Raw genomic sequence first — 24,728 nt, forward strand, 5'->3', positions numbered from 1 at the left:
CGATTCTCCAAAAACAACGCCGTCACCGAAGGCTTCCACAGAAAAATGAAACTTATACAAAGACGCGCATACGGCTTCAAAAACTTTGATAACTACCGACTCAGAGTCATCGCCCAGTGCGGTTAAATATGAACCAAGAAAATAGAAAGGAAATGCTCCGGTCCCCAAACTTTGGTGTAGACCCCGAATTTCATAAGTCATTGATAATCAACACCAAAATGGCGGAGAGGGAGGGATTCGAACCCTCGGTACCGTTTCCAGTACACGTCCTTTCCAGGGACGCACAATCGGCCACTCTGTCACCTCTCCTTGGGAAGGTGTGGAGCAAAATACGCTAAAATCTGAGGTCAACAGAAAATACCAGCGAATTAGCGGATACTCGCCTCGGCAGAGGACTGAGCCACCGGCAGGCCGCGAATCATTCGCCAGAGGCGGTTGAATGCTCCGCCCGAAACCTCCCGGAAGTACTTTAGTTGCGTGTGCGTATTGGCATTCGACGGATCGATGGTGACGCCCCACAGGGGAACGATTGAGTCGGGATACATGGCGTAGCGCAAATCGCCCGCGACGAGAGGTGAGTTTTCATGCAGGAACAGATAGCCCTGCGAAAAGAACCGAAAACGTTCGATGTCACGCCAGAGTACGGAATCCGGATCCATCAGTGCATAAGCGTCCAGTTCGTCAAAGGCCCGTACAGTCGCTCCGGGATAGTGGCGATCCTCAAGTCCCGGAAAGGTCCGGACGCCATCCACGTGGTAGTTATCTCCGTTACGGTAAACCAGGCGCCAAAGCAGGATGTTACCAAGTGACGGACGTGCCGTGAGTTCTGTCGGCGTGTGCCCGCGTTGATTCGCTAAAGAGCGCGCATAATCCTCGGCCTGTTCGCGTTGATAGACTCCCACAGTTAAATAAAGACACAAAAAGAGCAGCGCCCCGCGAGCGAAGCGATGGCTTCGCCGACACCAGGCGAATATCAGGCAGACCACCAGGGGCAGTGTGAAAATCGGATCGATGATCGAGATGATATCCCACGACTCTCTGTGGTTGAAAAATGGCCAATAAAGGAGTGTCCCGTAGCTGGTGCAGGCATCAATCAAGCCGTGCGTCAGTGTCGCGACCACTCCAAAAACCACTAGTTGCCGCAGAGGCATTTTTCTGGCGAAGATGATCTTGTAGAGCATCGCCACCAGACCGCCGATAACAGGAGCGAGCAAGAGCGCATGAGTAAAGTGCCGGTGATACTCCAGCGATAGCAGCGGATCCTCCTCGGAACGGATAAGGACGTCCAGATCCGGCGCGCCACCAGCAAGCGCCCCGAGCACAAGTGCATGCCTGATATCGGCAGGCTTTCGAGCGACCGCCACGGCAGCGGCAGCCCCGACACTCATTTGAGTTAAAGGATCCATAAGCTGAACTTGAGATGAATTCCCCAAGAAGCAACTATTGTAAATTTTTCTTCAAAATTCTGGATTAGGTGCATATGGTTAGGCATGTCTACTAAATCTAAACTATACCTGTTATGCGCCCTACCCCTTCTGGCAGTTTCAGCACATGCCGGAGAATTCGAATGGTCGGACCTTGCACTCCGTGTAGGCTTCGATGCCGAGAACCGGGTTGATGTGAAAAGTTACGAACTGATCTCCACCCTCGATAGCCCCTGGAGCTGGACGATCAGTGATCGCTTTGAAGTCGACCTGGGCCTTGAGTTCGGCCTGGGCGCACTCGACGGCGAGGGAGAGACCGCTTTTCTCGGACACCTGGGCCCTGCTTTGGAAATTGAGTTTGGCGACTTCCCGCTTGAGTTGATTGTTTCAAGCGGACCGGCCCTGCTTTCCGAACATGAATTTGATAATCTGGACCTTGGGGGAAGCTTTCAATTCATGAGTGCCGTGGGTTTTGACTTCGAGGTTACCGATGAGTGGACTCTGGGCTATCGTTACCTGCACATCTCAAACGCCGGCCTGCACGATGAGAATCCCGGCATGAACTTGCACGCACTGAGCCTCGCCTACGAGTTTTAGGTACATTTTCACTTCTCAACCAGTCGATTTCGGATTGTATCGCGGTAGATGATTCTTCTCTACCGGATAATTTTTTTGCCAGCGCTTGTTCTGGCCTTGCCCTACTATCTTTTTCGCATGTGGCGGCGGGGAGGCTACGGCAAAGACTTTCAGCATCGTTTGGGGCGTTTCCGTCGACTGGATACACCGCGTGAGAATGTTAAGCGGGTTTGGCTGCAAGCTGTCAGTGTCGGCGAGGTTCTGGCGGTGGGCCCATTAATCGATGCACTTCAGGCGCATGGAAAAGTCGAAATTGTTTTAACGACGACCACCAGCACCGGTTACACCGAAGCGCTCAAACGCTACGCCGACCGCGTCCAGAGCATAGGTATTTTCCCTTTGGATTTCTGGCTCTGCTCGCGTCTCGCATGGAAAAGAATTCAACCTGATGCCATCATACTGACTGAAGGCGAACTCTGGCCGGAGCACCTTCACCAGGCAAAACTCCGTGAAGTCCCGTGCTATCTGGTCAATGCCCGCATGTCGGATAGGAGTTTTAAACGGTATGCCAAATTTTCTTCTTTCGCCTGCCGTTTACTCGACAAATTCCGCATGATCTACGCGGCCAGCGATCATGATGCACATCGCCTTGAAAGGCTCGGCGCGGATCCCGAGCGCATCCATATGACCGGCAGCATCAAGCTCGACGTGCCCCTTCCTACGGAGCTTGAAGAGGCCACGCGTGAAGAACTCATCAATGAATTGGGATTTCAGGCGGACGATAGCGCTTCTTCCCTAGTTCTTCTCGGATCCTCCACCTGGCCCGGCGAAGAAACCGCACTCATCGAATCCCTTCACGCGGTCCGAGCAAAAGGCACGGACCTGCGACTACTCCTGGTACCCCGCCACGCGGAGCGAGGCCCCTCTCTCAAGCGACTGCTTCAAGAGTGTAACCTTCCCTGGCACCAACGCTCAAGCGGCACAAAGCCGGAAGAGCAGATTATCGTCTATCTGGCCGACACCACCGGTGAGCTGAGCCGTCTCACCCAGGTTGCCGACTTCGCCTTTGTCGGTAAGAGTCTGCCACCGAATGAAGGCGGCCAGACTCCCATCGAAGCCGCCGGACTCGGTGTCCCCGTACTTATGGGGCCGAATATGAATAACTTTAAAGCGGTCGCGTCATCACTCGTCCAAATCGGGGCTGCCGAAACTGTCGCAGATACAGCGACGCTCACAGAAGGGGTAAAAGCTCTGGCCAACGATGCGAAAAAAAGAGAACGAATGAGTGCAATTGGCCGCGAGTGGCATCGAAAAAACCGCGGAAGTTGTCAGCGCATTGCAGAGTCTATCCTTGAATCACTTGCCTGAGCAGGCATCTGGCCGGAATCCGAGTGCAGGTCGAAACTGTGGGTGCGGATTCCCTCGCGCTTGAAGGCACCGATCAGTTTTTCCGCAACCTCAACGCGGATAAGCCATGCGTTGAGAGGACTGTCCACCCACATCGCCAGCCAGCATTCTATCGTTTGCATCTGCATGTTCATAATCCAAAGCTGCGGATCCTCATCACCAGCCAAATGTTCACTTTCTTTGGCAGCTGAGATAGCCACCTCGCGCAGTTGTGCTATGTCGGTATCGTAATCGACATGGAATTTTAAACGCGCCCAGATGTAACCGTCCTTTGAAGAATAATGGAGCACCTCCTTGGTCAGCATTTGACTGTTCGGGATGAGATAACGCCGCCAGTCCCAAAGCTTCACCTTGGTATGTGTCGGGGTAATATCTTCAATCGTCCCGTACTCACCATCAAGCATCACGGTGTGCCCCCGCCGGAATTGCTTGGAAAAAGTAACCACGTAGCCCGCAATTAAATTTTCCAGTAACGGTCTGGCTGCGATACCAATCAGGACGGCACCACCCGCACCCAACACGGAGATGACACCTGCGGAAAACTTTCCCAAAAAGGGGAAGAAGGCGAACCCCATCCAAACGACAAAAAACACTGAAAAGAAAGTGCGGCGGATAATCGAAAACTGGTTGTCCACCGACTCCAAAGCGCTGGAGCGCTGCTTCTCGATCGGTGCGCCCTCAGGCGCTGCGGGACCGGCCGTAATATCGGTAAAGCTGAAGTATTTTAAACGGGCGATGCTCCGGGCCTGCGTCTGGTCGATGACGAAGACAATGACCCGATAGAGCACCAAACCGACGACTAGAACACTCGCGATGTAAATTAGCTCATATGGGCTCGGCATGGTATGAAATCCTCCTACTCAGAGATTCTTTTCAATCCTGAAATTAATTTAATTCAAACTCCGATCTGACGCAGCACTTCATAAGTAGCGATGCCGGCAGCTGTGGAAAGGTTGAGCGAACGCATCGCCGGATTTTTCTGCGGGATTGTGATACGCGTCTCCGTGAGTTCTTGGTGTAACCAATCCGGAGCACCGTGCCCTTCGTTGCCGAAAACCAGCCCGTCCCCATCACGGTATTCGGCATCCCAGTAGGTTCGCTCCGCTTTGGTGGTGAACAGCCAAAGACGCCCTTGAGGTGAGTCACTGCTTGATTTAAAGGCGCTCCAGTCGTCGTGGTGATGCACATCCAGCGACTTCCAGTAATCCATACCGCTGCGCCTGAGATGCTTGTCCGTAATCGTGAACCCAAGAGGATGGATCAGATGCAGTCGGCATCCGTTAATGGCACAAAGTCGGCCGATATTACCGGTATTTTGCGGAATCTCCGGGTTGAATAGAACAATATGCAGCATGCGGATAATGAGGTATGAAAGTGAGAAGGTATGAAGGTGGCGAGGTCGGGTTCTGGAAAGTCCGACAGACAAGCCTCTGGCTTCTGGCTTCTGGCTTCTGGCTTCTGGCTTCTGGCTTGAACCTAAAAGAAGCTGCTCCAGTTCACAACGATCACCGACAACCAGCAAATGAAGCAATTCAAAAGGCTGAGAAGAACGGCTGCGCTACCCATATCCTTGGCACGCTTGGCCAACGGGCGATTTTGCATGGAAATATCATCCACCACGGACTCGATCGCGGAATTCAACAGTTCGACGATCAAGACGAGAATGATGCTGGCGACGAGGAACAGATGCTCCACCAGACTGACACGCATCAAAAAAGACAAGGGCACAAGCACCGCTGCCAGCACCGCTTCCTGGCGAAAAGCGGCTTCATGCTTCAAGGTCGAGGCCAGCCCGTCAAACGAGTAAAACAATGCCTTCACGACACGTTTAACACCGGCGTTTTTATGAAATTTTGGATCGATATCGTCTGAGTCCATTGAATGGAAGAGTTGATAAAAGTGTTCACTCTGCACAAGGTCGCCCTAAAGTCGAACTTCAAACTCTCCCCGCCAGCGCGCATGCCCCAGGACAAATACATACTCGCCTTTGACCAGGGAACAACCAGCTCCCGTTCCATCCTGTTCAACCGCTCCGGCGAAATTGTGGCCACGGCACAGCAGGAATTCGAACAAATTTACCCGCAACCCGGTTGGGTCGAGCACGACCCGATGAAGATTTGGTCGAGCCAGAATGCAACGGCTGCCGACGCCCTCTCCAAGGCAAACCTGAGCGCGGATGACATTGCCGCCGTCGGCCTGACAAACCAGAGAGAGACTACGATTGTTTGGGACAAAGAATCCGGCAAGCCGGTTTACAACGCCATCGTCTGGCAGGATCGCCGGACGGCCGACTACTGCCGGGAACTAAAGCAAGACGGCATTGAAAACATGGTATCACAGCGCACGGGCCTGCGCATCGACCCCTACTTTGCCGGTACCAAGTTACGTTGGATTCTGGAGAACGTGGACGGCGTACGCGAGCGAGCCGAAGCGGGTGAGCTACTCTTCGGCACTGTCGATTGCTGGCTCCTCTGGCAACTGACGGGGCGCAACGTTCACGCAACTGACATCACCAATGCCAGCCGCACCCTCCTCTACAATATCGAACAGGACGACTGGGATGAAGAACTGCTGCGGCTTTTCGAGATTCCACGTTGTCTGTTGCCGGAAGTACGTTCAAGTTCCGAGATTTACGGAGAAGTGCACCCTAAGCTTCATCCCGCAGGAGCACCCATTTCCGGTATTGCTGGAGACCAGCATGCCGCCCTCTTCGGTCAGGCCTGCTTCAAGCCGGGCATGGCGAAAAACACCTACGGGACCGGCTGCTTCCTACTCATGCAAATGGGAGACAAGCCGGTCCGGTCGAAAAACAATCTTCTCACAACCGTCGCCTGGCGCATCGGCGATCACACCGAATACGCACTGGAAGGCTCCGTCTTTGTCGGCGGAGCGGTGATTCAATGGCTGCGTGATGAACTGGAACTGGTTCGTGACGTTCATGAGCTCAATCGCCTTGCCGCCAGCGTCGAGGATAGCAACGGGCTTTTTCTGGTGCCCGCGTTTGCCGGGCTCGGTGCCCCGCATTGGGACCCTTACGCCCGCGGCGCCGCCCTGGGGATGACCCGAGGGACCAACCGGGCACATTTCTGCCGGGCCGCGCTTGAATCCATTGCCTTCCAGAGTGCCGACCTGATCACCGCAATGCAAAAGGACAGCGGTCTCAGCCTGAGGGAACTGCGGGTGGATGGCGGCGCAGCCAACAGTGACCCACTCATGCAATTCCAGGCCGACTTACTCCAGGAAAGCGTCCTGCGCCCGGGTTGCACCGAAACCACGGCCATGGGAGCAGCCTACCTAGCCGGGCTTGCCATCGGTTTTTGGGATTCGCCTGAATCTGTGGCGCAGAACTGGCAGAGCGAACGAAGCTTCGAACCTCAACGCAACGGCGACGAAATACAGGCCCTCCGCGCCGGGTGGGATAAGGCGGTCGAGCGTGCCAAAGGCTGGGCTGATTGAGGGGCCCGGGGTGTTTGAAAATAAAAAAGGCCGGGGCAAATGCCCCGGCCTTTGTCGTGAAATTCAGCTTCTTCCCTTATTTGGAAAGCTCAACCGCCGCTTCGACGATACCGCCGAAGTCGTTGGCTTTGAGCGAAGCACCACCGATGAGACCACCGTCGATGTTCTTTTGGGCGAGGAGCTCGGCCGCATTGCCCGGCTTCATGGAACCCCCGTAGAGAATACGCACCTTCTCAGCAGTATCCTCATCGAAGAGACCAGCGAGCAGGCAGCGGATTTCAGCGTGCACTTCTTCGGCCATCTCCGGCGTTGCCGTCTTGCCTGTGCCGATCGCCCAAACGGGCTCGTAAGCAATGACGAGATTTTCGGCTTGCGCGGCAGTGACACCGGAAAGGGCACCTTCGGTTTGCGTCTTGATGACTTCGGAAACTTTGCCGGCTTCACGCTCTTCCAAAGTTTCACCGATGCAAACGATCGGCTTCAGGTTCGCCTCAAGAGCGGCCAAGGTCTTCTTGTTCACGGTTTCGTCGGTTTCGCCGAAATATTGGCGACGCTCGGAGTGCCCGAGGATGACGAAGTTGCAGTAGAGGTGGCGCAACATTTCGGCGGAAATCTCGCCGGTGTAGGCACCGGAGGCTTCGTAGTGCATGTTTTGCGCGCCCAGCTGAACGTTGGATTCGTTGACGACCTTGGACACCGCTTCGAGCGTAGTGAAGGTCGGGCAAACACAGACGGAAACGTCGGTTTGCTGACCAAACATGCTGACGACTTGGGAGGCCAGTTCAGCGCCTTCAGCGGAGTTGAGATTCATCTTCCAGTTGCCGGCGATGAGATATTTACGGGATGTGCTCATTGTGAGATTTTTAATTTATGATTAATGATTGCAGAGTTTACGCCTGGTCGAGGGCGGTGACACCGGGCAGTTCTTTCCCTTCCAGGAATTCAAGGGACGCGCCACCACCGGTGCTCATGAAGGTGACCTTGTCGCTGTAGCCGGACATGTTGATGGCCTTGACCGAGTCGCCACCCCCGATGATGGAGATGCCGTCGGATTCAGCGATGGTTTCCGCGATAGCGAAAGTGCCCTTATTGCAGGCATCGATCTCGAAGATCCCCATAGGTCCGTTCCAGAGAACGGTCTTGGCGGCCGCAACCTCGGCCTTGAAGAGCTCGATGCTCTTGGGGCCGATGTCCACCCCTTCCCATCCGTCGTCGATATTTCCTTCGAAATACTTGGACTCGCCTACGGTGCCCGCACCGAAATCGAGGTCCTTGACTGCAAGGTTATCGGCAGGCAGAAGGAATTTGACGCCCTTCTCCTTGGCTTTTTCCAATGCGAATTTGGCCGTATCGATATGATCGGGTTCGCTGAGCGACTCGCCGACCTTGCGGCCTTCGGCCAAGGCAAAGGTATAGGCCATGGCACCACCGATGATGATCGTATCGGCCTTTTCCAGAAGTGCATCGATCACCTTGATCTTATCGGAAACCTTGGCACCACCGAGAATAACAGTAAAAGGACGCTCGGGATTCGCCGTTTTGTCCCCGAGGTAAGCGAGCTCCTTCTCGATTAGAAAACCACAGACACAGGGCGAAAGATGTTTCGTGACACCTGCCGTCGACGCATGGGCGCGGTGCGCGGTGCCGAACGCGTCGTTGACATATGCCTCGGCGCACTTGGCCAGAGCCGCGGCAAATTCGGAATCATTGTCCGTCTCGCCTTCGTAGAAACGAACATTCTCAAGCAGCGCGATCTCGCCGTCTTTCAACTTGGCGACTTCGGCTTCGACTTCCTCACCGATGCAATCGTTGAGGAAATGAACAGACTGGCCCAGTTTGTCGGACAGATCCTTTGCCACCGGAGCGAGGCTGAACTCGGGCTTCTTCTCACCCTTCGGTCGCCCGAGGTGGCTGCAGAGGATGACCTTGGCCCCCTGCTCGACCAGATGCTTGATCGTAGGCAGCGCGGCAACGATACGGGAATCGTCGGAAACTGCGCCATCCTTGAGCGGCACGTTGAAGTCACAGCGGACCAGCACACGCTGTCCGGCAAGGTTTACGTCTTTGATGGTTTTTGTAGCCATATTTATAAGTGTTCCGGCTGCGCCGGTAGTTGCTTGTTGAGTCGTTGAGTGGTAAAGAGATCGGTTGACCCGCCTTCGCCCGCCGAGCGGGACTACGGCGTGGTTTTTTGTTCTGATCAGCGTTAAATACGCTGGAGAACAAAATAAAGGCCGTCGCGATCAGTGAATCCATGAAGGAATACTGCCGCGACGGCCAGAAAGAATTATTCGGTTATGACCGAAATCCGATTAGAGGAACTTGGAAACCTTCTGAACCAGCTCAACGACACGGTTGGAGTAGCCCCATTCGTTGTCGTACCAGGACACGAGCTTGAAGAAGGTGTCGCTCAGTCCGATACCGGAACCGGCATCGAAGATAGAGCTGAGCTCATCGTGAATGAAGTCGGAAGAAGCAACCTGATCTTCGGTGTAGCCAAGGATCCCCTTGAGCGAACCTTCGGAAGCTTCCTTCATCTTCTGGCAAATTTCCTCGTAGGACGTGCTCTTCTCGGTCTTCACCGTGAGGTCGACAACCGATACGGTCGGTGTCGGCACGCGGAAAGCCATGCCGGTGAGCTTGCCTTGAACTTCCGGGATAACCAGACCAACTGCCTTGGCCGCACCTGTGGAAGACGGTATGATGTTGAGCGCAGCCGTGCGGCCACCCTTCATGTCCTTGGGAGAAGGACCATCGACTGTCTTCTGAGTTGCAGTGTAGGAATGGACGGTTGTCATCAAACCTTCTGCGATGCCGAAGTTCTCCAGAACCACCTTGGTGATCGGAGCCAGGCAGTTTGTGGTGCAGGACGCGTTGGAGATAATGTCGTCATCAGCAGTGAGCGTCTCGTCATTGACACCTAGCACAACGGTCTTCACGCCGTCACCCTTGCCGGGAGCGGAAATGATAACCTTCTTGGCACCGGCTTCAAGGTGCCCCTTGGCCTTTTCATCCTGAACGAAAAGCCCGGTGGACTCGATGACGATATCGACGCCGAGCTCCTTCCAGGGAAGAGCAGCCGGACCTTCGCGAACAGCCATCGTCTTGATTTCGTTGCCGTTAACCACGAGCGTGTCATCACCCTTGGCTTCCACAGTGCCCTTAAAGCGGCCCTGTGTGGTGTCATACTTCAGCAAGTATGCGAGGTTCTCAGCAGGAACGAGGTCGTTGATTGCAACCACTTCGATTTCGCTGCCCAGCAAACCCTTTTCAACAAGGGAGCGAAAGACAAGGCGACCGATGCGGCCGAATCCGTTAATTCCGATTTTTGTAGCCATTTATCTAGTATTTTTGGTTTTCTATTTGAGATGAAAAACGTGAAAAATGCACTTGTAGAGGGCGAAGTTTCCTTGGCAAGCGTTATTCTGTGGTTTCAGGGAACCAAACTGTGTTTTATCAATCTAAACTTATTAAAGCCTGTCAAACTATTAGTTATATTAATCAATGGCCTCCCAAGAAGCGTTGTCCCTTCCTTGTAATACCTTGACACGGGCTTCACTTCTGGGACTTTTGCAGTATTGTGTTAATAGGGATACTCTCTCATCCCCAACCCTACCCAAGCCAGCATTCGCTTAGAGGCACGGGCACAAACATTTACCTGATTTTCAACAACTTAGCTTTCCAACCAAATTTACTTCATGAAGATTAAAAACTGGGATACCTTCTCTTTTGTCGTCGCCTATCACCTCCTGATACTCGCGCTTTTACCCTCATTTATCAGCGTGTTTTCATGGGGCGCTGTCGCGCTGTTCCTCGTCACCTATATTATTGGCGGGCTCTCCATTACCGTAGGCTACCACAGGCTCTACGCCCACCGCGCCTATGCCGCCAATCCTTTCTTCGAATGGTGTGTTTTGCTGGGTTCAGCACTCTCTTTTGAAATGTCGGCGCTCATGTGGTCGCACGACCACCGTCTCCACCACAATCATGTGGACACGGACAAAGACCCCTACTCCATTGAAAAGGGCTTCTGGTATGCCCACGTGCTCTGGTTGTTCGACTACAAACGCAATTTCGATGCCTCTCTGGTCGGGGACCTTATGAAGAACCCCCGCGTCGTTCTTCAGGATCGTTACTACGCGCACATTGTGATCGGGGTGAATCTGGCGGTTTTCCTGTTGGGCTGGGCCCTTCTCGGTAGCGCTCTGGCCTCTTTCTACCTTGGTTTTCTTGTCCGGATGGCGATGATCCACCACAGCACCTGGTTCATCAATTCCCTCTGCCACACCATCGGCTCGAAGACATACGCCCGCGAACTCAGTGCAGTGGATAACGCTATTCTGGCTCTACTCACGTTTGGCGAAGGCTATCATAACTATCACCACGCCTTTGCCGCCGATTACCGCAACGGTATCCGCTGGTACCATTTCGACCCGTCCAAATGGACCATCTGGCTGGCCTCCAAACTTGGCTTGGCCAAAAACCTGCGCTCCATCAACAACGTGACGGTACAGAAATCGCTCGTACAAAAGGACAAAAAGATGATCCTCGAGCATATTAGCGACGATGTAGATGAATTCGCGGCAGAGCTGCGTGAAAAACTGGAGGAGCTTTCAACTGCCTTTGAAGAAAAGGCCTCCGCACTTATGATTAAGGTACGTGAGTTGAAAAAAGCCTCTGCGGAACAACGCAAGCTCCTGCAGCGTGAAATCAGCGCGCTCCGTGCCTCGCTCAAAGAGACCTGGGACGAGTGGGTTCAAGTGACCCGTATGGCGGCCCGGCAATACGAGTTTGCACACTAGTATGGCAGCGACCGCAATTGGGATTTTGCGGTCTGCCAGCATTTCAGCTCGAGGCATTCTTTCGTCCGTGTCATAGGATTCCCGTAGGTCTCTGTTGCGCTCCAATCCAGGAACGGCTCATAAAGCGGCCCGTTTATTGCTGTCCGTGTCTATGCACTTGACTCGAAATAGCTCAATTTCATCCTCCAAACCCGATAGTGTTGCTTAATATGGGAGCCTAAACGCATGTCGGATAACCGCGCAAACTTCGCTAAACTACAGGAAAAGATCGAAAAATCGAAAGCTCCGGCAATTGACTTTGGGATCCAGCTTCTTCCTGTCTCCCATAATGAATTCCAGGCCCGCTGGTCGCTGAACAAAGAGATGCTGGACGCAGGCCTAAAGGTCGCCTCGCACGATGAAGGCGATACGCATTTGGTACTGCGGGCATACTCACTCCCAGCGGCGTCGGACAGTTCCCATTTCTCCAGTGTCTGGCACGACTACCGAATCGACAGCACCGATAACAGCGGTTACTTCACCCTGCCCGCACCAGCCCCAAAAATCAACGCTGCCCTCGGCCTAATCAATAGATCCGGACGGTTCAGTCCGCTGGTACGGGGCGAAGCGGTGGCACTCCCGGCCGCACCATCGCCGGAACCGCCAAAACCGGCGGCCCCCGAAGCCAAAGCCGAGGACTCCGCAGCCCATGAAGACAAAGCGGCAGCTGATTTCCCCACGGATCAAAATGCACTGCATTCCGTGGTCCTCAACGAGAGGGAAATTGCCGAGCGCTTGGAGCATATTACCGGGCTGCCGGAGAGCTTCAAGTCCAGGAACCCGGCAATTACAAAATCGAGACAATCCAACGAACAGAACGGCCCGGGCCACTCCACCGGAGTTGCGAGCACCCCGCCAGAGACGACGTGGCTCGATGAAGTGGAAACTCTCAAGACGGTTCGCCACAACATGGCGATCAATCCGGAACCGAACTTTTCGGACAGTAGGCAGGACACTCCTCCAGCCGAGGCTTCTTCGCAGGAACAACCAAAACCACGGACAGGCGGCGCATCGGAGCAACTGGCCAGCCAGTGGGAGGATATCTGGAGTGGCAATGCACCCGTTCAAGTCAGAGCAGAGTACGTCCTCACCGGTAAAATCGCATCGGGCATGAAGCTGATGATGGGGAACGAAATCCTGCAACCGGCCCCGGGCGGATTCATCGTATGGAAGCGAACGCTGGAATCTTTCAACCAGATCTGGCCTCTGCTCAACGCGGCTCTGACGAGCCCCTCCGTCGCGGCAGGCCCCTCACTGGAATTTTTCAAGGATGTGCATCCCTCCGAGCGCTTGCTCGAGCTACACGCCGCTTTGGAAATTGAAGGAAAAATAACCGACCCTGCATATGCCAGTTTACTGCCTACCGATTTACAACTGGATGCGGACGGCACCTTCAAACTCAGGCGAATGCTTCCCGACGGTGCCGTAATCTTGCCCGGCCTCTCCCTGATTGCAGGTTAGCGCACAGACGGCCGACATCGACATGTCGCACGAAGCGCAGAATCAGACCCGACGGGTTGTCAGCTTCCTCCTTCACGCGCACCTGCCCTACGGCTACAACCACGCGAGCCAGAACTCGCTGGAACAAGCCTGGCTTTATGAAGCCGTAACGCATTGCTACCTGCCGCTGCTTTCCATGCTCAAGCGATTGGAACCCAAAGACAGCCCTTGGCTGACAGTCTCGCTCTCACCCACCCTTCTCGAACTTTGGAGCCATCGGAATTTTGCCCACGACTACCGGGCGCACTTAAAAGAGGGCCTGCGTATCATTGAGTCGGAAACGGAGCATCCAGCTCATCCACAGGAAAGACGTCAACGGGCACGGGAAATTATGGCCGACTGGGAAGAAGCCGGAGCGCGGTTCGAAAGTATTGACGGGAAATTACCTTCCGCGTTCGCCGACCTGGCAGAATCGGGAAAAATCGAGCTGATCACGACCGCGGCAACCCATGCCTTTCTTCCCGCCTTTCAGAACGACTCCTGCTTTCGTCGTTTTCAAATCGGCAACGGGATAGAAACTTTCAAGCGTCATACCGGCATCCACCCAAAGGGTTTCTGGCTGCCGGAATGCGCTTACTTCGACGGTTTGGAAAACGACCTCGCTTCCTATGGCATCGAGTATTTCGGACTGGAAGAACAAGGCCTGGCCCGCGCCACTCCGAAAGCCTCCATCCGCGCGCCTCTATCCTGCCCGAACGGCCTGCTTGCTCTGGGCCGGGACAATACTCTCTCGCAAAAAGTGTGGAGTGCACGCAGCGGCTACCCCGGGCATTCGCACTACCGGGAATTCCATCACGATGGTATTCACCAAGTGGATACAGAGATATGTAAGCAGTTCGCCTTACCCGATAGCGGCAGGCTGCCATTCGGATTGAAATACTGGCGCGTGACCGGAACCCCGGAGAAAGATTGGTACGAACCCGAGCGGGCCAAAGAGCAAGCGGAGCTCGATGCCGGGGATTTTATAAAAGAGATCGAAAGCACCGAAGAAGGGCTGGTTTTTCTACCCTTTGACGCCGAGCTTTTCGGACACTGGTGGTATGAGGGGCCGGTTTGGCTTGAGAACGTGCTCAAGCGGACAAGCCGGCTCGCGAACACATCGTTAAAAGCCAGCCATCAAGCAGCCAAATCATTCACAGGCCCGCCGCAGGGCCGGCCGGCGGCATCCACCTGGGGGCGTAGAGGTGATTACTCCTTCTGGGTCAACCGCGATACCGATTGGATCTATGCCCTCCTATGCCACTGCTCGGAGGATTTACGCCGTCTGATTGAGCTCAACGGCCCGGCCGGCGGTGATTCGGAAAAAGACCGGGGTATCCGCCAGGCCGGACGGGAACTGCTTCTGGCCAGTGCTTCCGACTGGCCCTTCATGCTCCGAGCCGGGGCGACCGGGGAGTATGCCATGGAGCGTCTACACCAACACATCAAGCGGTGCCGGTTTCTGGTCGATTCGATTCGGGAAGAGAGGCTCGACCCCAGAGACCTGGCCTTACTGGAAGAACGAAACCCCGCATTCCTGAAGATCTCTCTCGCACCCTACTTCAATCGCCCTTAAACCCTTTACTCGAACACGCACATCCAACACTTGTTTTTTATGCCGAAAAAACCAGCCACTTCATTCGGGAGTAAGCCAAAAAAAGCATCTGATTCGAAAACGGTGAAGCCTGCCCGCAAAAAGCCGGTAAATAGAGCAGAGACCGGCAAGGACCAAGGACCGGCGAAAAAGAAAGCCGTCAAAAAACGGGCGGTTAAACGGGCATCCCCAAAAGTGCCCGCTAAAGCCAAGTCGCCAAGGGCCGAGACTCCCAAGGAAGCCCCGGGAAACCTTCATGGGAATCTTGAATCCGTTGAAACGCCGACTCAACCTGAACCCGTGAATTCGGAGCAGGCACTTCACAACGTTTTTCTCCATGAAGAAGTCCCCAGCCTGAACGTGGTCCACATCAGCCCGGAAATGGCACCCGTTTCCAAGGTCGGCGGCCTCGCGGATGTTGTTTACGGACTCACGCAGGAACTCGCGATCCGCGGCAACAACGTCGAGATCATTCTGCCGAAATACGATAACATGCGGTACGACCACATTTATGGTCTCTGCGAGAGCTTCCACGACCTATGGGTGCCGTGGTACGACGGCGCGATCCATTGCACGGTTTACTTCGGTTTTGTGCACGAGCGTAAATGCTTTTTCATCGAACCGCACTCGCAGGATAATTTTTTCAACCGAGGAAAATACTACGGGGAGCAGGACGATGTTTGGCGTTTCGCCTTCTTCTCCCGCGCCGCTATGGAGTTCCTGCTCCAATCCGGAAAACGCCCCGACATCATTCATTGCCACGACTGGCATACCGGCCTGGTCCCAGTTTACCTTTGGGAGATTTACGAACACATGGGACTCGGCAACAGCCGGGTCTGTTACACGATTCACAACTTCAAGCACCAGGGCATGTGCGGCGGCGAGTTACTTGAGGCCACAGGGCTCCACCGTCCTGAACATTATTTCGACAAGAGCCGTCTTGGCGATGACCATCACGATGGCGCCCTGAATTTGATGAAAGGCGGCATCGTGTACTCCAACTTCGTGACCACAGTCTCCCCCACGCATGCCAGAGAAGTCAGGGATATGGGCCAGGGCTTCGGTCTCGAAAGTACATTGCAAACCCATGCCCCGAAATACGGCGGCGTCCTGAACGGGATCGACTACGAAGCGTGGAACCCTCAGAGCGACAAGCACCTGGCCGCGCAATACAACGCCGATACGGTGGGGAAGAAATACGACAATAAGCGGGCACTTCGGGAACGGCTGCTTCTCGCCGACAACGAAAAGCCTATCATCGCCCACATCGGCAGGCTGGACCCCCAAAAAGGCCTCGAACTGGTTCGCCACGCCATCTTTCACTGCGTCAATAACGGCGCGCAATTCGTTCTCCTTGGCAGCAGTCCGGAGCCATCGATCAACGCTTACTTCTGGCATCTCAAAAACGAGATTAATGAAAACCCGGACTGTCATTTGGAAATCGGCTTCGACGAGGACCTCGCCCGCCTGATCTACGCCGGCTCCGACATGATGCTTGTGCCCAGCCGCTTCGAACCCTGCGGCCTCACTCAGCTCATTTCCATGCGCTACGGCACCGTGCCGGTTGTGCGCGCTGTCGGCGGTTTGGCCGACACCGTCTTCGACAAGGACTACAGCCATGTCGAACTGAACAAACGCAACGGCTATGTCTTTCATGAAGACAGTTACACCGGCGTCGAAACCGCACTGTCACGAGCCATTGCCTGCTACTACCAATATCCCGACCACTTCCGCCACCTCATGCTTAACGCCATGAAGACGGATTACTCGTGGAACGTTCCGGGCCAACACTACCTGAATATTTACAACCACATCCGAAAAAAGTAGCTGCCTCCAAGCCCAGGGTCGAATGAGCCGCTCGTTCCCAAATTCACGGCCAAGCCCGACCAACATGACTAAGCATGCCGATCAACCGACTCAATCAATATATAAGACACCTCAATCCTTTTAAGCATGCCAGACACACTTCAAACTCTGAAATGAGCTCTCCAAAAAATCATATTCAAGCCGCCTACTGGATCCGTCCCGGGCAGTGCTGCGTTCTCCTGGCCCGCAACTGGAAAAAGAACGACACGCCACCGATCCAACTGAATGCCAAAAACCTGAGGATGAAAAACCTCCGGCACATGGAAGCCGAGGAAATCGGGCGTTTTACGGGGTACTACGAAGACGGCGACCACATCATCTTCTGCCTGAACCCCCTGCGCTACCCGCATGTTGATTTTGACCACGACCCGGTGCGGGCGGCAGGGCCCTTCAACGACTGGGGGCGCTCGGAAGATGCGGCCGGCTTCAACCTGAGCCGGGCGGAAACCCAATCCGGCAAGCCCCTGTACAAGGTCGCCATTCCCCGCGAGCGAGTCGTCTCTGCCGGAAAGCAAATGACTTTCAAATTCGTCACCCAAAGCTGGCACTGGCTCACCCCCTTGCGCTGCGCCGCCAACCTAGTCGAGGACAAAGCGGGCAATCTGAACTACGGCCTGAATGTCTCACGCAGCGGCAAGCATGCTTTCATTTTCGAGGTCGATGGCGGACGCGGCATGGAACAAGTTGCTGAAGTCTCCTGGAAAAATGAATCGCCCAAGACGATCGTGCCCGGCCTCTTCTTTTACGACCTGACTTCCGACAAGCCCTGCGGTCCATCGATCACTGGGGGTGACACCGTACTCCGTCTTTTTGCCCCCCGCGCGACACGCGTGTCGGTTGAAGTCGCGGATAATGTCACTTTTAAAAATTTACAGCGTCACGACCTCGAACTCACCGACGACCAAGTTACTTGGGAGGTCAGATTAAATGGCAACTTTCACGGCTGGTACTACCGTCTTTTTGTGGATGGCCCCGACGATGGACGCACGACCCATTTTGACTACGGCAAGGCATTGCTTGACCCCTGGGCCCGAGCCACGACAGGGCCGGAAGGCCCCGGTATCATTCTCGACCCGGCACGTGAAAACGCGATTAGGAAGCTTCACCAATCACCGGACTGGCAGGAACTAAGTATTCTGGAATGCCATGTTCGGGATCTGGTGCACCACGCGCCGATCAAATTGAGCGAAAAAGAACGCCTCGGTTTTGCCGGTGTGACCAAACTGGTGCGGCAGAAAGACAGCTATTTGCATACACTCGGCGTGAACGCCTTGGAGTTTCAACCGATTCAACAATTCGATAGCACGACGCAGGAAGAATACCACTGGGGCTACATGACGAATAATTTCTTCGCCCCCTGTGCGTGGTATGGTACCGATCCGGAACGCGGCACCCAGAATACCGAATTCCGGGAAATGGTGGCCGCCTGCCATCAGGAGAAATTCTCGGTGATTATCGACGTGGTCTACAACCACCTCGGCGAACCACCCAACCTGCTTTTTATCGACAAGGCTTATTACTTTCACCTCAACGCCGAAGGCCATCTCATGAACTGGTCCGGCTGCGGCAATGTCCTTCGGGCCGAATCTGCCATGTCACTCCGGCTCATCATCGAGAGCCTGACGCATTTGGTACGCGCATACGATGTCGACGGCTTCCGTTTCGATCTGGCCGAGCTGATCAGTATTGAAGTGCTCAAGCAAATCGGCGATGCCCTTCGAAAGGTAAAACCATCGGTTGTTCTGATTGCCGAGCCCTGGAGCTTCCGCGGCAGTATCCAGTGGGATACACGCATGGCCGGCTTTGCCTTCTGGAACGACGGCTTCCGCGAATTTACCCGCGAGTTCGTCAAGGGGCACAGTAACCACAACGCCCTGACCTACTATGTCAAAGGCTGCATCGACCAGATGGCCGCTTGGCCGGCCCAGAGCATCAACTACGTCGAGTCACATGACGACCGCACCTGGATCGATGATATCACAGAAAACGAAAATTTTAACGGCGAACAGCCCACCCACAACGATATCCTTCGTAGCCATATGATGGCGGCGCTCCTCTATACCTCAGTGGGTGTGCCGATGCTTTCCTGCGGCCAGGATTTCATGCGTTCAAAAGGAGGCATTCACAACACCTACCAGATGGGAGAGGTGAACGCCCTCAACTATCTACACATCGGCAACTTCAAGGAAACACACAATTATTTCAAAAGTTGGATCGCCTTCCGAAAGTCAAAATGGGGCAAAATTCTACGACTGGAAAAGAACCCCGGAGATGGCTATCTTAGGGTCTTCCGATGTGACCACGGCGAACGTTCCTGCACGGCCCTGCTCTTCAATGCCGACCGCGCCCTGGGGCCTAAACAAATCCTGCTCGCACTGAACCCGCATTTTGAGGATCACAAAATCCACCTCTACGATGTCGATGGATCCGATTGGTCCCCCATCGCCGACATCTGGAACTTCGATATGAAGGGAATTGAAGACACCCGCCTGAACGAAAGTGAACGCAACATCTATCTCGGACACATGACATTGGGGCTTTGGGTCCGGGAGTGACGTGCGCTCAAAGTATTTAGAAAAGTATGTCGGCCTCTCGCTCTGGACTTATACCAATTTAAAAAAGAATTGATACTTAATGGTTGTAGCGAGCCTACCGAGACAGAACGTTCTGAGTTGGCTATAAGTGAGTCTTCGCGGTATGCCTTGCCTTCTCCAAAGCCAGATTGGCGCATGCGTGCTTACCCCTCTAGTATCCGCTTGATCTCAAATAGGTGCCACTCGCAGGCATCGAGATCCTCGTGGACCTTGGGCACCCAAGCCTGAGCCCAGTAGAAATTACAGGACGTTTCGGCCCGTAAGAGCCGCCAATGCGCTTCGTTGATTTGGTGCTCGGCCAGCATCGCAGTCGGTCCGTCGGGAAGCGCCGAAACCTGATCATGCAGTAAATGGAATCGCCCGCTGATGGAGGTAACCCGGGCATGCGCATCCTTCTGCTCCTGCGTGCCGGTCCATTGGGTAAAGTCGTCGCCGTAGTGGTCTTCCGTATTCCAGGCTCCCGTGTGAACTTTGACTCGACCATGCGCGCCATGGACATCGAGATAGTCGTGGATGAAAGCCGGCTTCACCCGTGTTTCCCCTGCCCGGACTTTCTCGAGCAGCGACTGGTAGAAGACGTACCAAAAATTGGCCAATTTGTTGTGATTACGAAACCACCCGCCATTGTCCCCGTCAGAGCAGGTTGTCACCAGTGGTTCGAAATCGCAAAATTTTGTGCGCTCCTCCAACTCGTGTATGAACCAGCCCGGATCCATTCCGGAAAGCTGCGCGTTGGAGAGCTCCCTGTCACGGACTACGACGATGATTTTCTCGCCGCCGTATTCGGCAATGTGGGGCCGGTAGCGCAGTTCCTGCCAACTCATCTCGCCCTCAAGTGATTCGACATAAATGTCATCGACCAGCACATAGCGATAGCCGTGCTTGACGAGGTGGGGGATCATTTCCATGCAGAAGCCCATCTCCGGAGGCCAGAAGCCCTGAAAATTTTCCCGCCAGAAGAGGTGCTTCCCTATCCCCTGCCAGCGACGGATATGCTCGTCCCAATCAGCTTGAGGCGTAAGAGGGAGCACAGGGTGGTAGTAGCCTGTCCCGAGGATGTTAAAAATCTTCTCGTTCTGCAGGTGCCAGAGCAGATCGCCAACCTTGACCGTACCGTACATCTTTTCCTGAAAGCTCTGACTGCCGAGTGTTTCCAGCAGCGAACCGGACATGGAAAGGTGCACACGGGCCAAGTCCTCATAGTCCCAACAGGCCCGCGGCATACGGTCGAGCGCGAAGAGCACTTCCTTTGCCTCCCACTCCTGCTCCGCCAGCAGATTTTCCAGATTGTTCGGCGGCTGGTGAAGGTTCAGGACCAGTGCGTGATGAATCGAAGACATAGGAACTAGATTATGCAAAGAAGATACTACAAATCGAAGATAAAATCTTACAACCGCTTGCGCTAGAGTGCCCTACGGGCTGAGTATTGGGAGAATACAATTACCCTGACCCGAATGGCGAACTTAAGAGCAACTGTGTCTCATTTAACGTAGTCGCTCTGCTTTAGCCGGGCGATTTGGACCGGCCATATGGAAGCGTTTGCACGCTTGGGTGACCGGCTGAAGCAGGTCACCTAGGTTAAGGAATACGCCTATAAAGCAAACTTTCATACGACTACGTAATCTACTCCTTGCCTGTCCCTCTCAAGCGAAGCGGTTGTAGTACTAATAATCGTTTTCCACGATCGCTTTGACCCGTCGGCAGATCTCCACGCCAAAATCGGTCCATGCCCCTTGGCCCCAGTAACGATAGCAGGATGTTTGCGAGCTCATCAGATTGAAGAGCGCTTTGCGGAAACGGGTTTCATCCGTGGGGTGTCCCGGTTTGAGCACTTTTTCGTAGAAGGCATAACTGGCCTCTTCCATCGGGCCGAGCACGTTGTCGTAACCCTCGACCCAGGAAATACTGTTGGTCCAGCTCCCTCCCTCCATGTGAAATTCGTGGTCCTCTTTTTTGATTGCCTCGATGGTGGCTCCGAGCTTCTCGCTGCCGCACCCGGGCTCGATACGGTCCCATATTTTCTTCTGGTGAATCGGCTGGATGACATCGAAGTCCTCTACCTTGATCCCCATTCCGAAGAGTTTATCAAGATATTCGGATACGTTCATGGCCGGCGTATCGCTGTGCGAGCACTCCTGCATGACCTGATTAAACATCGGCGGAAACTCATTCATCATGACGCCACCATTCTCGCCGTCGGCAATCTGAGTGACCAGCGGCGGGACTTTTTTGCCCGCCAGTTCCCAGCGATCGAGACTCCTGGCTTCGTGGTAGGGCTGCATCTGAGCCACCAGCTTGGTATCGCTGCCCTGCGTCTTAATGATGGCGATCATGCTCACTTCCTTACCTTCGGAATTGCGCACCACCAAACGATGAGGCAGATGTTTCCGCTCGGGACCGTGACCATTGCCCGGTTGCTCAACAGTATGCTCCTGAACAAGGAGCCACTGGTATCCGCAGTCCACCAGCGTCTTAATATATTCGTAAGCAATATCCGGATGGTTTGGCAGGGCCATTTCCGATGGTGAGAAGCCACGCAAACGCTCAAGCGCCTCCAGACCAAAAATCGCGGCAAAGTGATGCTGGAAAGCCTTAACGTGCAGGCGGTAGTCCTGAACCGGAGTCGAGGGCGCAACCGCGTGTCCCCAGGGCATACCCAGCCACTCCACACAACGGCGGTAATCCGGATTGACCGTAATGTGCTTCAGCTTGTCCACGACATCGCCGCAGCCCATATCTCTCAACCCGTGAAGAAGCGTGCCGGAGTATTCCAGCATGCAGCGGGGCTCTTTCCCCTGCCCGACCAAGTCGGGGATGAAATCGCCCATCCGTTCGTAGCACCACTTAAAGACCGAAGCATTATGATTATCCCCTTCGTCGGGATGGTCCATCATGTCTTTCAAGTTACTGATCAGCGGAGTCTTCGTGATATCACCGCGCGCCGGAATCAGCGGCTGATGCTGGTGCAGCGCAATGGCAAAGGCCGCCTTGGTCTTCTCGAAACTCACGGACTTGTCTCCTGCGTAGGGCGACGTGCCGGCGGCCTTTTTGATAGTCGATTCGATCAACTCTTCCGAGCCGGCGATGTTGGGGATATCGTCAATGTATTCGGGGATCGATTCAATGGCTTGTGTCATAATTTCAGAACGGGTTTATGGTGAAAATCGTAATTAACTCGTCTAAGAAACAGCTTAAAGTTCTCCGACACAGCGCAAGAGCAATACGGCGGCCAATCGGAAAACTTTAAGTGAATTGACTCCCCAATTCGCCCCAGACAGGCACCTTTCGTAGTTTGGTTTAAACAAAATAATGTCAGGCAGAATAATTTCCCCCAAATAGGAGTCAGGACGTTTTTGTCCTGATAGACACATTCTTCGATCACGCAACGTGGACAGAAATGCCCACGCCCCCGCAAAAAAATTGTTTTACCGATCATTATTTTGCCTTGTTGACGCAGCAGGACTATCGGCTTCTCTGCCCACATGCGAAAAATTCTGGTAGCACTCTCCGGCGGCGTCGACAGCGCCGTAGCGGCTCTTCTTCTCAAGGAGCAGGGCTACGATATTTCGGGGGCCTACATCCGCACCTGGATGAACGAGGAAATGCCACTGGCCGATTGTCCAGCACAGCAGGACATCGAAGATTCGCGAGCCGTCGCGGAGCATCTCGGTATCGACTACGAAATCGTCAACCTGGTCAATGAATATCGCGAACACGTCGTCAACTATCTCGTCGAGGGCTACAAGGAAGGTATTACCCCGAACCCTGACATCATGTGCAACCGGGAAATGAAGTTCGGAATCTTTCAGAACTACGCGCTGAAAAACGGTTTCGATACCATCGCCACTGGCCACTACGTGCGCTCAACCAAAAATCCGGATCACAGTTACGACCTGCTCGAAGGATTGGATAAGAACAAGGACCAAACCTATTTTCTCGCCCTGCTCCATCAGTCTCAAATCGCCCGGGCGCTCTTCCCGGTCGGCGAGTTACAGAAACCCGAAGTGCGCGAACTGGCGAAAAGGCACAATCTCCCGAACGCCAGCAAGAAGGATAGCCAGGGCATTTGCTTTCTCGGGGATATGAATATCAACCGCTTTCTTGAGCACTACATCGAGGACAAACCGGGCAATATTGTGAACAGCGAGGGCAAGGTGCTGGGCCGGCACCGGGGACTCCACCGCTACACCACGGGACAGCGCCGTGGCATAGGCGTACCTTCCAACACAGACAACGAAGCCTACGTCGTGACCAAGCTGGACATGGAACGAAACGAACTGGTCGTCGCCTTCGACCGGCCGGATTCACCCGGACTCTATACTTCGGAAGTGGAGCTGTATGGCTTAAGCTTTACCAACCGTCCGGTGACAGAGGCCTGTGAACTCCTGGCCAAGCCCCGCTATCGGGATCCTTCACAGGAAATCCATTACACCCCGACCGGATCAAATACAGCCAAAGTGACCTTCGCCGAACCTCAGCGCGCCCTGTCATCCGGCCAGGTGCTGGCTCTCTACGACGGTGAAAAACTACTCGGCGGCGGCTTTTACCGATAAGTTCGTCGCGAAACCCGAAAGAGCGCAAACACTCCCAGAAGTAACGCGAAGGATGCGCTTTCCGGAACAGGATTGCCGTGAACATCAACGCCTCCGCTTAGACCACCCGAGCCGCCATTGGGATCGCCCGGATTGTGAAAAGGCGTGTTGGGATCAACCTCGTTATCGTTGATGCCTCCAAAGTCCGAATTAATGTTATTTCCGTTCTGTGAGGTCACGATCAGCATCTGCATGGCAAAAGTTTCATCAAAGAGCTCGTATCGGTCGTCAATGATGCCGTTTTCCGCATCTGCGCGTACCACATCGACGAAATCCTGAAAATCTACCTTGAATGTCAGGAAGCGATCCAAATCGCCCTGTTTGTTACCACCACCGTCGAGATCGTAGGGGTCGAACGTTCCGTCACCCGTTAATCCGGCATCGATTGATTGGACGGTTTCAAAGTACGAATTCGCAGTTGTTGCGTTGGAACCATCAAATTTTACTACGTCCTCTGTAAATAGCGTCTCTCCGAGGGTGATGCTTCCGGGAGAGTTCGACCCCTCGCCCGCTCGAAGAATCGAGATTTGTTGGGTCGGACTGCCTCCATGTTCGATCAGGTAGTCGAGACTGCCGTCACCCGTAATATCAATACCAACATAAAAGAACCCGTTTGCTTCACCATCCGGACTTCCGTTTTCACCGGAGAGACGGGTGCGGAAAAACCAATCACCATCCGTATTTGATCCGGTTCCAAAATCATTGAAGCCCACGTAAAAGGCCTCCAAGCCATTTTCCGGGCGACCCACCAGTTCGATATCCACACGATTGGCTTGATTATCAGCAACTGGATCGGATGGCCCTCCCAAACCAAGTGCCGTGAAGTAGGCGGTCGAAGCATCAAGACTGATCACTGCCTCTGCGTTAAAAACTAAAACACAGAAGCAGACCGACTTGAG

20 protein-coding genes and 1 tRNA gene are annotated in these 24,728 nt (G+C 54.2%); 10 read left to right on the forward strand and 11 right to left on the reverse strand.

The window, feature by feature from the left end; translation table 11 throughout:
* A partial coding sequence (locus DDZ13_RS04695; protein ID WP_146209236.1) for a transposase occupies positions 1-126 on the forward strand: 126 nt, incomplete at its 5' end.
* A gap of 93 nt (positions 127-219) precedes the next feature.
* On the opposite strand, the gene DDZ13_RS04700 is transcribed toward DDZ13_RS04695, so the two are convergent.
* Positions 220-309, reverse strand: a tRNA-Ser gene (locus DDZ13_RS04700).
* Between the two features lie 59 nt (positions 310-368).
* Positions 369-1,406, reverse strand: a complete 1,038-nt coding sequence (locus DDZ13_RS04705; RefSeq protein WP_110130288.1) for a metal-dependent hydrolase — start codon at positions 1,404-1,406, stop codon at positions 369-371.
* A gap of 84 nt (positions 1,407-1,490) precedes the next feature.
* On the opposite strand from DDZ13_RS04705, the gene DDZ13_RS04710 reads away from it, so the two are divergent.
* Positions 1,491-2,021 carry an acyloxyacyl hydrolase gene (locus tag DDZ13_RS04710; protein WP_110130289.1) on the forward strand — a complete coding sequence of 177 codons (531 nt, stop codon included), beginning with the start codon at positions 1,491-1,493 and terminating at the stop codon, positions 2,019-2,021.
* Positions 2,022-2,069: 48 nt separating this feature from the next.
* Positions 2,070-3,368, forward strand: a complete 1,299-nt coding sequence (locus DDZ13_RS04715; RefSeq protein WP_110130290.1) for a 3-deoxy-D-manno-octulosonic acid transferase — start codon at positions 2,070-2,072, stop codon at positions 3,366-3,368.
* On the opposite strand, the gene DDZ13_RS04720 is transcribed toward DDZ13_RS04715, so the two are convergent.
* The 3 genes from DDZ13_RS04720 to DDZ13_RS04730 form a co-directional block, all read right to left on the reverse strand.
* Positions 3,329-4,249, reverse strand: a complete 921-nt coding sequence (locus tag DDZ13_RS04720; protein WP_110130291.1) for a mechanosensitive ion channel family protein — start codon at positions 4,247-4,249, stop codon at positions 3,329-3,331. The genes DDZ13_RS04715 and DDZ13_RS04720 overlap by 40 nt on opposite strands.
* Positions 4,250-4,302: 53 nt before the next feature.
* Complete coding sequence (locus tag DDZ13_RS04725; RefSeq protein WP_110130292.1) at positions 4,303-4,761, reverse strand: tRNA (cytidine(34)-2'-O)-methyltransferase; 459 nt, start codon at positions 4,759-4,761, stop codon at positions 4,303-4,305.
* A gap of 122 nt (positions 4,762-4,883) precedes the next feature.
* Positions 4,884-5,285 carry a diacylglycerol kinase gene (locus DDZ13_RS04730; protein ID WP_110130293.1) on the reverse strand — a complete coding sequence of 134 codons (402 nt, stop codon included), beginning with the start codon at positions 5,283-5,285 and terminating at the stop codon, positions 4,884-4,886.
* Between the two features lie 81 nt (positions 5,286-5,366).
* Between DDZ13_RS04730 and glpK the strand changes: the two genes are divergently transcribed.
* Positions 5,367-6,863 (forward strand): glycerol kinase GlpK, encoded by a 1,497-nt coding sequence (gene glpK / locus DDZ13_RS04735; RefSeq protein ID WP_110130639.1) that lies wholly within the window; start codon positions 5,367-5,369, stop codon positions 6,861-6,863.
* 76 nt (positions 6,864-6,939) lie between these two features.
* Here glpK and tpiA read toward each other — a convergent pair whose 3' ends face one another.
* The 3 genes from tpiA to gap all read right to left on the reverse strand — a co-directional run bounded on the left by tpiA (position 6,940) and on the right by gap (position 10,201).
* Complete coding sequence (tpiA, locus tag DDZ13_RS04740; protein ID WP_110130294.1) at positions 6,940-7,716, reverse strand: triose-phosphate isomerase; 777 nt, start codon at positions 7,714-7,716, stop codon at positions 6,940-6,942.
* Positions 7,717-7,753: 37 nt separating this feature from the next.
* Positions 7,754-8,953 (reverse strand): phosphoglycerate kinase, encoded by a 1,200-nt coding sequence (locus DDZ13_RS04745; RefSeq protein WP_110130295.1) that lies wholly within the window; start codon positions 8,951-8,953, stop codon positions 7,754-7,756.
* A gap of 222 nt (positions 8,954-9,175) precedes the next feature.
* On the reverse strand, positions 9,176-10,201 hold the full coding sequence (gene gap, locus DDZ13_RS04750) for a type I glyceraldehyde-3-phosphate dehydrogenase (protein ID WP_110130296.1): 1,026 nt from the start codon (positions 10,199-10,201) through the stop codon (positions 9,176-9,178).
* A gap of 360 nt (positions 10,202-10,561) precedes the next feature.
* Between gap and DDZ13_RS04755 the strand changes: the two genes are divergently transcribed.
* From DDZ13_RS04755 to DDZ13_RS04775, 5 genes are all read left to right on the forward strand, one after another.
* A complete protein-coding gene (locus tag DDZ13_RS04755; RefSeq protein WP_110130297.1) occupies positions 10,562-11,665 on the forward strand; it encodes a fatty acid desaturase in 1,104 nt (367 codons plus the stop codon).
* A gap of 225 nt (positions 11,666-11,890) precedes the next feature.
* A complete protein-coding gene (locus tag DDZ13_RS04760; RefSeq protein WP_110130298.1) occupies positions 11,891-13,165 on the forward strand; it encodes a DUF4912 domain-containing protein in 1,275 nt (424 codons plus the stop codon).
* 22 nt (positions 13,166-13,187) lie between these two features.
* Positions 13,188-14,759: a 1,4-alpha-glucan branching protein domain-containing protein gene (locus tag DDZ13_RS04765; RefSeq protein ID WP_146209237.1), complete on the forward strand. Its 1,572-nt coding sequence runs from the start codon at positions 13,188-13,190 to the stop codon at positions 14,757-14,759.
* Between the two features lie 39 nt (positions 14,760-14,798).
* Complete coding sequence (locus tag DDZ13_RS04770; protein WP_110130300.1) at positions 14,799-16,604, forward strand: glycogen synthase; 1,806 nt, start codon at positions 14,799-14,801, stop codon at positions 16,602-16,604.
* Positions 16,605-16,756: 152 nt separating this feature from the next.
* On the forward strand, positions 16,757-19,198 hold the full coding sequence (locus DDZ13_RS04775; protein WP_158279789.1) for an alpha-amylase family glycosyl hydrolase: 2,442 nt from the start codon (positions 16,757-16,759) through the stop codon (positions 19,196-19,198).
* A gap of 182 nt (positions 19,199-19,380) precedes the next feature.
* Here DDZ13_RS04775 and DDZ13_RS04780 read toward each other — a convergent pair whose 3' ends face one another.
* Both DDZ13_RS04780 and DDZ13_RS04785 read right to left on the reverse strand, forming a co-directional pair.
* Positions 19,381-20,577, reverse strand: coding sequence for a polysaccharide deacetylase family protein (locus tag DDZ13_RS04780; RefSeq protein WP_110130302.1), 1,197 nt, complete (start codon positions 20,575-20,577; stop codon positions 19,381-19,383).
* Positions 20,578-20,901: 324 nt separating this feature from the next.
* Complete coding sequence (locus DDZ13_RS04785; protein ID WP_199221050.1) at positions 20,902-22,374, reverse strand: hypothetical protein; 1,473 nt, start codon at positions 22,372-22,374, stop codon at positions 20,902-20,904.
* A gap of 345 nt (positions 22,375-22,719) precedes the next feature.
* On the opposite strand from DDZ13_RS04785, the gene mnmA reads away from it, so the two are divergent.
* A complete protein-coding gene (gene mnmA, locus DDZ13_RS04795) occupies positions 22,720-23,790 on the forward strand; it encodes a tRNA 2-thiouridine(34) synthase MnmA (RefSeq protein WP_110130304.1) in 1,071 nt (356 codons plus the stop codon).
* Here mnmA and DDZ13_RS04800 read toward each other — a convergent pair.
* Entirely contained in the window at positions 23,781-24,683 is a 903-nt protein-coding gene (locus DDZ13_RS04800) for a hypothetical protein (protein ID WP_110130305.1), read from the reverse strand. The genes mnmA and DDZ13_RS04800 overlap by 10 nt on opposite strands.
* Positions 24,684-24,728 lie beyond the last annotated feature (45 nt).

This window comes from Coraliomargarita sinensis, from assembly GCF_003185655.1.
In the GTDB taxonomy this organism is placed as follows: domain Bacteria; phylum Verrucomicrobiota; class Verrucomicrobiia; order Opitutales; family Coraliomargaritaceae; genus Coraliomargarita_B; species Coraliomargarita_B sinensis.

Excerpts from the sequence above, each read along its gene's own strand:
- DDZ13_RS04705 (WP_110130288.1), bottom strand. The coding sequence starts at position 1,406 with ATGGATCCTTTAACTCAAATGAGTGTCGGGGCTGCCGCTGCCGTGGCG.
- DDZ13_RS04710 (WP_110130289.1), top strand. The coding sequence starts at position 1,491 with ATGTCTACTAAATCTAAACTATACCTGTTATGCGCCCTACCCCTTCTG.
- DDZ13_RS04715 (WP_110130290.1), top strand. The coding sequence starts at position 2,070 with ATGATTCTTCTCTACCGGATAATTTTTTTGCCAGCGCTTGTTCTGGCC.
- DDZ13_RS04720 (WP_110130291.1), bottom strand. The coding sequence starts at position 4,249 with ATGCCGAGCCCATATGAGCTAATTTACATCGCGAGTGTTCTAGTCGTC.
- DDZ13_RS04725 (WP_110130292.1), bottom strand. The coding sequence starts at position 4,761 with ATGCTGCATATTGTTCTATTCAACCCGGAGATTCCGCAAAATACCGGT.
- DDZ13_RS04730 (WP_110130293.1), bottom strand. The coding sequence starts at position 5,285 with ATGGACTCAGACGATATCGATCCAAAATTTCATAAAAACGCCGGTGTT.
- glpK (WP_110130639.1), top strand. The coding sequence starts at position 5,367 with ATGCCCCAGGACAAATACATACTCGCCTTTGACCAGGGAACAACCAGC.
- tpiA (WP_110130294.1), bottom strand. The coding sequence starts at position 7,716 with ATGAGCACATCCCGTAAATATCTCATCGCCGGCAACTGGAAGATGAAT.
- gap (WP_110130296.1), bottom strand. The coding sequence starts at position 10,201 with ATGGCTACAAAAATCGGAATTAACGGATTCGGCCGCATCGGTCGCCTT.
- DDZ13_RS04755 (WP_110130297.1), top strand. The coding sequence starts at position 10,562 with ATGAAGATTAAAAACTGGGATACCTTCTCTTTTGTCGTCGCCTATCAC.
- DDZ13_RS04760 (WP_110130298.1), top strand. The coding sequence starts at position 11,891 with ATGTCGGATAACCGCGCAAACTTCGCTAAACTACAGGAAAAGATCGAA.
- DDZ13_RS04765 (WP_146209237.1), top strand. The coding sequence starts at position 13,188 with ATGTCGCACGAAGCGCAGAATCAGACCCGACGGGTTGTCAGCTTCCTC.
- DDZ13_RS04770 (WP_110130300.1), top strand. The coding sequence starts at position 14,799 with ATGCCGAAAAAACCAGCCACTTCATTCGGGAGTAAGCCAAAAAAAGCA.
- DDZ13_RS04775 (WP_158279789.1), top strand. The coding sequence starts at position 16,757 with ATGAGCTCTCCAAAAAATCATATTCAAGCCGCCTACTGGATCCGTCCC.
- DDZ13_RS04780 (WP_110130302.1), bottom strand. The coding sequence starts at position 20,577 with ATGTCTTCGATTCATCACGCACTGGTCCTGAACCTTCACCAGCCGCCG.
- DDZ13_RS04785 (WP_199221050.1), bottom strand. The coding sequence starts at position 22,374 with ATGACACAAGCCATTGAATCGATCCCCGAATACATTGACGATATCCCC.
- mnmA (WP_110130304.1), top strand. The coding sequence starts at position 22,720 with ATGCGAAAAATTCTGGTAGCACTCTCCGGCGGCGTCGACAGCGCCGTA.